Below are 6313 nucleotides of genomic sequence, written 5' to 3' on the forward strand. Positions count from 1 at the left end.
CTTCCTCAAGTATAGCACTGAAAATTTCTTTCAGGCAACCTTTTCTATTTCAAAGCGCCGCGCGTATCTCGCGCAGCTTCGTCGGCGAGAGTCCGCCCGCCAAGGCAGCGCGATGACCTTCGTAGTAGCTTTCCGCCTCTTTTCGCACATGGGCGAGCGCCGCATCGAATACGGTGCGGCTGCCGGCGAATACGCGCATCTTCAGGCGTGCGCCCTCTTTTTCTATGTGCGCGTAGACGAGGGGACGCAGCTTCTCCTTGATCGCTTCCGCCATGATCTTACTGCCGCCCTTCTCAAAGAACTGTGCCGGATTCTTAAAGAGCGCAAGCTCCTTGGCAAAAACCTGCGGCTCGACATCGGCGAATGCCGCAGCAAACGAAAGCCCGATCTCAAACTCCGTCGCTTCCATGCCGAAGGAAAAATCACGCTCGCCCTCGGCAAGCCTCTTTGCCAATGTCTCCTGCATCTCCTTGCCGCACCTTGCCAGAAAGCGCTCCAGCCGCACGGCGGTCGCACGCATCTCCTGCGCGAGATCGAAGCCAAGGCTCGCAAGAAGTTCCTTCATCGCTTTTTGTAAGCGCGCCTTGCCGTGCTCTTTGCCGAGCGTCGCGGCGTTGAAGCTCAGGCGGAACCTGTCCTCATAGCGCAGAAATACGCGCTCTGCGACGTAGTATAGAAGCTCCGCCTGCTCCTGCTCGATACGCTTTTCGATGCCTTCACTCTTCTCTCGTGCGAGAATGTCACGCGCTCTTGCCGCACTTTTTTCGAGCGACTCGCGGCGCTGCGCTTTCTTTTCCGCACTTTCCTCGCTCTCTTCGATAAGACGGTCGAGCAGCGTCTTTGTCCGTACATAGTCGCCTTCGGCGGCACGGGCGGCAAGACCTGCAAGATCGTGAAAGATGAAGTGATGAAACGCGCTCTCGAACTCCGTGCCGCGATACGCGCCCGCGAGCTTTTCCTTGAGGATCGCAAGGCTCGACACGGCATGAAGGCGTGGTTTTGCTATGCCGAAGCCCGACAGATTCCGCCGCACATAGGCGAGCACATCGCTCGCGTCCTCCTCGCTCTCGGCGAGGTCAATGGCGTTGACGATAAAAAACATCTTGTCCATCTCAAAGGCGTCCTTAACGCGTCCGAGCTGTACGAGAAATTCACTGTCGGCATGGGAGAACGCGTGGTTATAATAGGTGACAAAAAGGATCGCATCGGACTGGCGAATGAAGCGGAAGGAAAGGTCGGTGTGACGCGCGTTGATGGAGTCCGCGCCGGGCGTATCGACGAGTGTAATGCCCTTTTGCGTCAGCTCGCAGTCGGAGTAAATCTCGATCTCTTCCACGAAGCACGCCTTGTCCTCATCGACGGCGTAAGCGGCGAAATCCGCCAGCGTGCAGTCAATCACAGCGCCCGCTTTTCCTGCAAATGCCGCACGCCCCTTGTCGTAAGCGCGCAAAAACGCCTGCTGCTGGCGCAGATCGCTCGCCGGCAGCAAGACTTCATCGACGAGCGCAGGCGCATCGGCAAGGCTCTTCGCCTCACGCGCAAACGGCTGCAAGGCGCGGTTCAAATCGGCGAGCAGCATGACTTCATCTTTGAGGTGTACGCGCACCGTACCATGCGGGCGCTCTTTCGTCACAGGCAGGATCTTCTGAATGACCGCGGTCGTCGGGTTCGGCGATACGGGCAAAAGGCTCTCACCCAAAAGCGCGTTCGCAAACGATGACTTGCCCGCGCTGAACGCGCCGAAGAGCGTCACGAGATAGCCCCGCCCTTCGAGCCGATCGGCACGCGCCATGAGATCTGCGGCAAGCCGCGCAAGCCCCGGCACGTCGGCGACAAGCGCACCCGCGCGGCGAAGGCGCGGCGCCCAAGCCGCAAGGTCAGAGCATACAGCTTCCGCAGCGTCCGGCGGCACAGATGCCGTCGGATCTTCGACAGCCGCGCCGTCCTGCATCGCCGTCTCGCGCCCCGCCGCCGCATCTGCCTGCACATCCTGCGCCGCCTTTTCACTCGCCGTGCCGTCGCCCTGCACGATCTCGACATCCTGCGAAGGAATCGAAAAGAGCGAAGCGCCATCCAAAGGCACACGCGCCTCGCTTGCCAGAAGCTCCGACAGCATCTTTTCCTTCGCTTGGACGCGCTTCTTTGCCTGCCGCACGGCGAAGAGCGCCGCGACTTCCGCAGCCATGCCCGAAAGCTCCGCCTCGATGGCGGCGAGACGCGCGCCATTGCGCTCATGAAGACGCCGCAAAAGATCATCGCCGACGGCGGCAAGGCGCGACCGTGCACACTCCTTGACCGCCTTTTCGAGCGCGGCGGTATAGTTCAGCACATAGCTGCCGTCGTAGCTCGTGCTTGCGCCCTCCTTTTGACTTTTTTCCAACACATCGTCTTCGGGCAGCGCCGTGAATCCCTCGGCAAAGGCGGCGACCGCCTCAGCTTCGATGCGATGATCGCGCGCGAAGTCCTTCAGATACGTCGCGACATGCCAATCGACCTGCAGCCGCACCTTCTCCACAAGCGCCTGCCACAGACGTTCACGCCGCGCCGCACGCTCCGCCGCCGTTTTCTTGCCGCGCCCGAAGAAGCCCACTTTGAAATCAGGCGCGGACGCTTCAAGATAAAGACGCGCCAGCTCGCGCACCTCGTAGGGCATCATGTAGGCGTTGGCAAGAATCTTCTCGATTCCGGCATAAAAAGCGGCGCGGCCGTCCGCCTTGAGACTCTCCGCCTCCTGCTCCAAAGCGCGGCTGCCCGCCCAGATCGCGTCACGCTCCGCCATCGACAGCGGCTCAAGCACCGCGCGGGCGGCTGCCAGGCTCTTCTCCTCCGCCTTTTCCTCTCGGCTTACAGCGTCGGCGCAGATCTTTTCGAGTGACCGCGCGATGGACTCGGCAAGCGCCGCTGCGCGATTTTCCAATATCTCCCGCAAAAATTTCTGCATCTTCGGAAAATCGTTGTGCGCGTGCGCCTCGTCCTTCATCGAGGTGAAAAAGATCGCTTCCGGCTTCACGCCCCATGCCGCAAACGCCTCCTTGACGCTTGCGGCGAACGCCTCGAAGGAAAGCTCTTCCCCGCGATGCTTGTCGATCTGGTTGATGACGAGCGCGACGCGCTTTTTCGCTTCCGTCAAAGATTTCGTAAAGAGAAAGCTCTCCTCCGACTGCACATGGTTGTAATCCATGACATAGAAAATGAGATCGGCAAGATGAATCGCCTCTTCCGTCGCCAGGCGATGCGCCGCATCCGTCGAGTCGATGCCCGGCGTGTCCATGAGCACAACGCCCTCGGGCAGAGCCGCCGCTGCCGTCGATATCTCGATGCTCTCGATCGCTGTGCCGTCACGGCAGAACGACTTCACGAGGTCATAGTCGTAGGGCGCGAGATAGCGGCGCGGCCTGCCCGCGCGAAAACGCGCCTCGGCGTACTCCTCGCCGCGCCGCACATAGACGAGATTCGCACTCGTCGGTATGGGGCTGGACGGCAGGAGCATCGCGCCCAAAAGGCGGTTAATCATGCGCGACTTGCCCGCCGAAAAATGACCGCAGAAAGCGACGCCGAATTCACCGCGCACAAGCTTTTCGGCGAGCTGGCGCACCTTGTGCGCACTCGCCGCATCCGCATCGCCCGAAAAGTAATCGTAAAGCCGAAGCAGTCGGTTCTTCAGCATGACGGTATCTTCTTGCATACGTCCTCCCATTGAGAAAAGCCCATCCGACACAAACAGCCGCCCTTCTTCGCGCTGCTTGTTTCCTTTTCCTATCATACCATGAACCGCCGTTCCTTGCCACGGCAAGAAAATACCTCGCCAGCGAATTTTTCATTCGCCGACGAGGCGCCGTCTTGCTCTATTTTTTTATTTCTGATGTCCGCCGTGCCCGTGAGGACCGCCCTTGCCGCGATGCGAACAGCGACCTTCGCCCATGCCTGCGCCGCCTTGCCCATGACGATGTGCGTGCGCGTGGCCCTCGCCATGATGGCCTCCGCAGTGTCCGCTGCCGCCGCTCGCGCCATGAGGATGTCCTTCGCCGTGGTGATGACCACCGTGACCTTCACCGTGACCATGTCCCTCGCCTCCGTGCGCATGGGAACAGCGATGCTCACCCTCTGCATGGTGATGATGCGAACAGTTCGCCTCCGTCGTATATGCGAGCGTGCCCGCCAAGTGCTGCGCGACAGCCTCATCCGCTGCACCCTTGACGCCTGCACAGATGCGAATGCCCGCCTCGCCGAGCGCCTCGATCGCGCCCGCGCCGATGCCGCCGCAGATCAGCACATCGACCTCATGCGCCTGCAAAAGTTCCGAAAGCGCACCGTGACCGCTGCCCTCTGTGCCGATGACCTCCGACCTCTCGACCGCATTGTCCTTGACATCGTAGAGCTTGAATGCCTGCGAATGACCGAAGTGCTGAAACACCGTGCCATTTTCATTTTCATAGGGGACTGCAATTCTCATTGTATCTTCTCCTTTCCTGCGGGGGGATGAAAAACCATTCTCGCGCTGCATCGCTTTACGCGGGCAACACCTGCCGCACGGCGCGGACATATCGCAGAGCCGATACGAACCGCCCTCGATGACGAGAGGTCTGCCATGCACGAGACTCTCGGCGATCTTCCTGCGTGCCGCGGCATAGATCTCGGCGACCGTCGTGCGTGAGATCGCCATGCGCTCGGCGCACGCCTCCTGCTTTAGCCCGTCATGGTCAATGCTGCGGATACACTCGTATTCTTCAAGCAGCAGCACGACTGCCTCGCCGCCGGGACATCCCGCAGGCGTGAAGCGCTCATAGGCGGGGCGCACGCAGATTCGCCGCCCCCGCGTCGGTCTTGGCACGCGCCTCGTCTCCTTCCAAAGTTTTCTCGAAAGCCATTATCGACATATGTCGATAATTATGTTATTATCGTAACATGAAAGATTCATTGTGTCAATCTCGTTTTAGCAGGATTTATCTCTTTCACGACGAAAGTACCCATATCATCCATCAACCAAAGAGGGGGAGTCTCATGGCAAAAGAAACGATACAAAAGGACATCATCATCATCGGCGCGGGTATGGCAGGGCTGACGGCAGCGCTCTATGCGGGGCGCATGAACTTCTCGACGCTCGTGCTCGAAAATGCCATCGTCGGCGGTCAGATCGCGAATGCCACCGGCATTGAGAACTATCCGGGCTTCTTGAGCGTCGCAGGCGCCGACCTCATCAAGACGGTGCAGCAGCAGGCGGAAAGCTTCGGCGCCGTCGTCGATGAATTCGACGCGATCGAAAAAGTCGATCTGAGCGGTGCGGTCAAGCGCATCGAAACGGACGGCGCCGTCTATGAAACGCCCGTCGTCATCATCGCCTCGGGAATGAGCCGCAAGAAGCTGCCGCTCGCAGAAGAAGCGAAGTACGCAGGGCGCGGCGTTCATTACTGCGAGCTATGCGACGGTCACATGTACCAAGACAAGATCATCGCCGTCATGGGCGGCGGCAACGCAGCGCTCGACGCAGCGAACTTCCTTTCGCGCTACGCGAAGAAACTCTACCTCATACACCGCTCGAAGATGCGCGCCGACGATGTGTCACAAAAACGGCTCATGGAAAATCCCAAAGCGGAAATCCTGCTCGAAACGGAGATTCGCACCCTCAAGGGCGAGGGCAAACTGCGCTCTGTCGAGATTTTCGACAAAAAGACGAACGAGACACGGGACCTTCCCGTTGACGCCATCTTCGTCAACATCGGCGTGCAGCCGAATACAGCGCTCTTCACCGGTCAGGTCGAGATCAATGCGAAGGGGCATATCGTCGCAGGCGAAGACTGCCGCACAAAGATCGCCGGCGTTTTCGCCGCCGGCGACATCCGCGAAAAGGAAATCCATCAGCTCACGACCGCCGCCGCCGACGGCACGACGGCGGCGCTTCTCGCCGAAAAATACATCACAGGAGGAAAAACATCATGGTAAAAGTCTATTCCATCACACAGTGCCCTTGGTGCGACAAGGTCAAGAAGTATCTGAAATCGAAAAACATTGCTTACGAAGAGCATAACATCGAAGAAGACGAAACGGCGCGCAAAGAGTGCGAAGCCATCTCAGGCGACCTCATCGTGCCGGTGACAACGGTCAACGGCAAGGATTTCGTCGTGAGCTTCGACAAAGCGAAGCTCGATGCAATCCTCGGCATATAGAACTCCCAAACGCCCGCATGGCAAAAGCCGCCTGCGGGCGTTTCCTTTTGCCAATCCGTCCGCGCCTTCGGCTTGACTTCTTGGGGTTTCACGCTAAGCTACACGCACAAACGTCCACTTTGTGGACATTGTGCGCCCGCCCTTACAGA

The 6313-nt window shown here is 59.3% G+C and carries 4 protein-coding genes; 2 read left to right on the forward strand and 2 right to left on the reverse strand.

Annotated features, from left to right (window positions below):
* Window positions 1-49: 49 nt before the first annotated feature.
* Window positions 50-3685, reverse strand: coding sequence for a dynamin family protein (locus tag ACTTKG_RS08465; RefSeq protein WP_442673778.1), 3636 nt, complete (start codon window positions 3683-3685; stop codon window positions 50-52).
* Window positions 3686-3853: 168 nt separating this feature from the next.
* A complete protein-coding gene (locus tag ACTTKG_RS08470) occupies window positions 3854-4831 on the reverse strand; it encodes a DUF134 domain-containing protein (protein ID WP_442673779.1) in 978 nt (325 codons plus the stop codon).
* A 170-nt stretch (window positions 4832-5001) separates the two neighbouring features.
* Between ACTTKG_RS08470 and ACTTKG_RS08475 the strand changes: the two genes are divergently transcribed.
* On the forward strand, window positions 5002-5940 hold the full coding sequence (locus tag ACTTKG_RS08475) for an NAD(P)/FAD-dependent oxidoreductase (protein ID WP_442673780.1): 939 nt from the start codon (window positions 5002-5004) through the stop codon (window positions 5938-5940).
* The gene (locus ACTTKG_RS08480; RefSeq protein ID WP_314596603.1) at window positions 5934-6164 is read left to right on the forward strand and encodes a glutaredoxin family protein; all 231 of its coding nucleotides are present in this window, start codon (window positions 5934-5936) and stop codon (window positions 6162-6164) included. The genes ACTTKG_RS08475 and ACTTKG_RS08480 overlap by 7 nt, the downstream gene beginning before the upstream one ends.
* Window positions 6165-6313: the final 149 nt, after the last annotated feature.

Source organism: Selenomonas sp. (assembly GCF_052169755.1).
Classification (GTDB): Bacteria; Bacillota; Negativicutes; order Selenomonadales; family Selenomonadaceae; genus Selenomonas.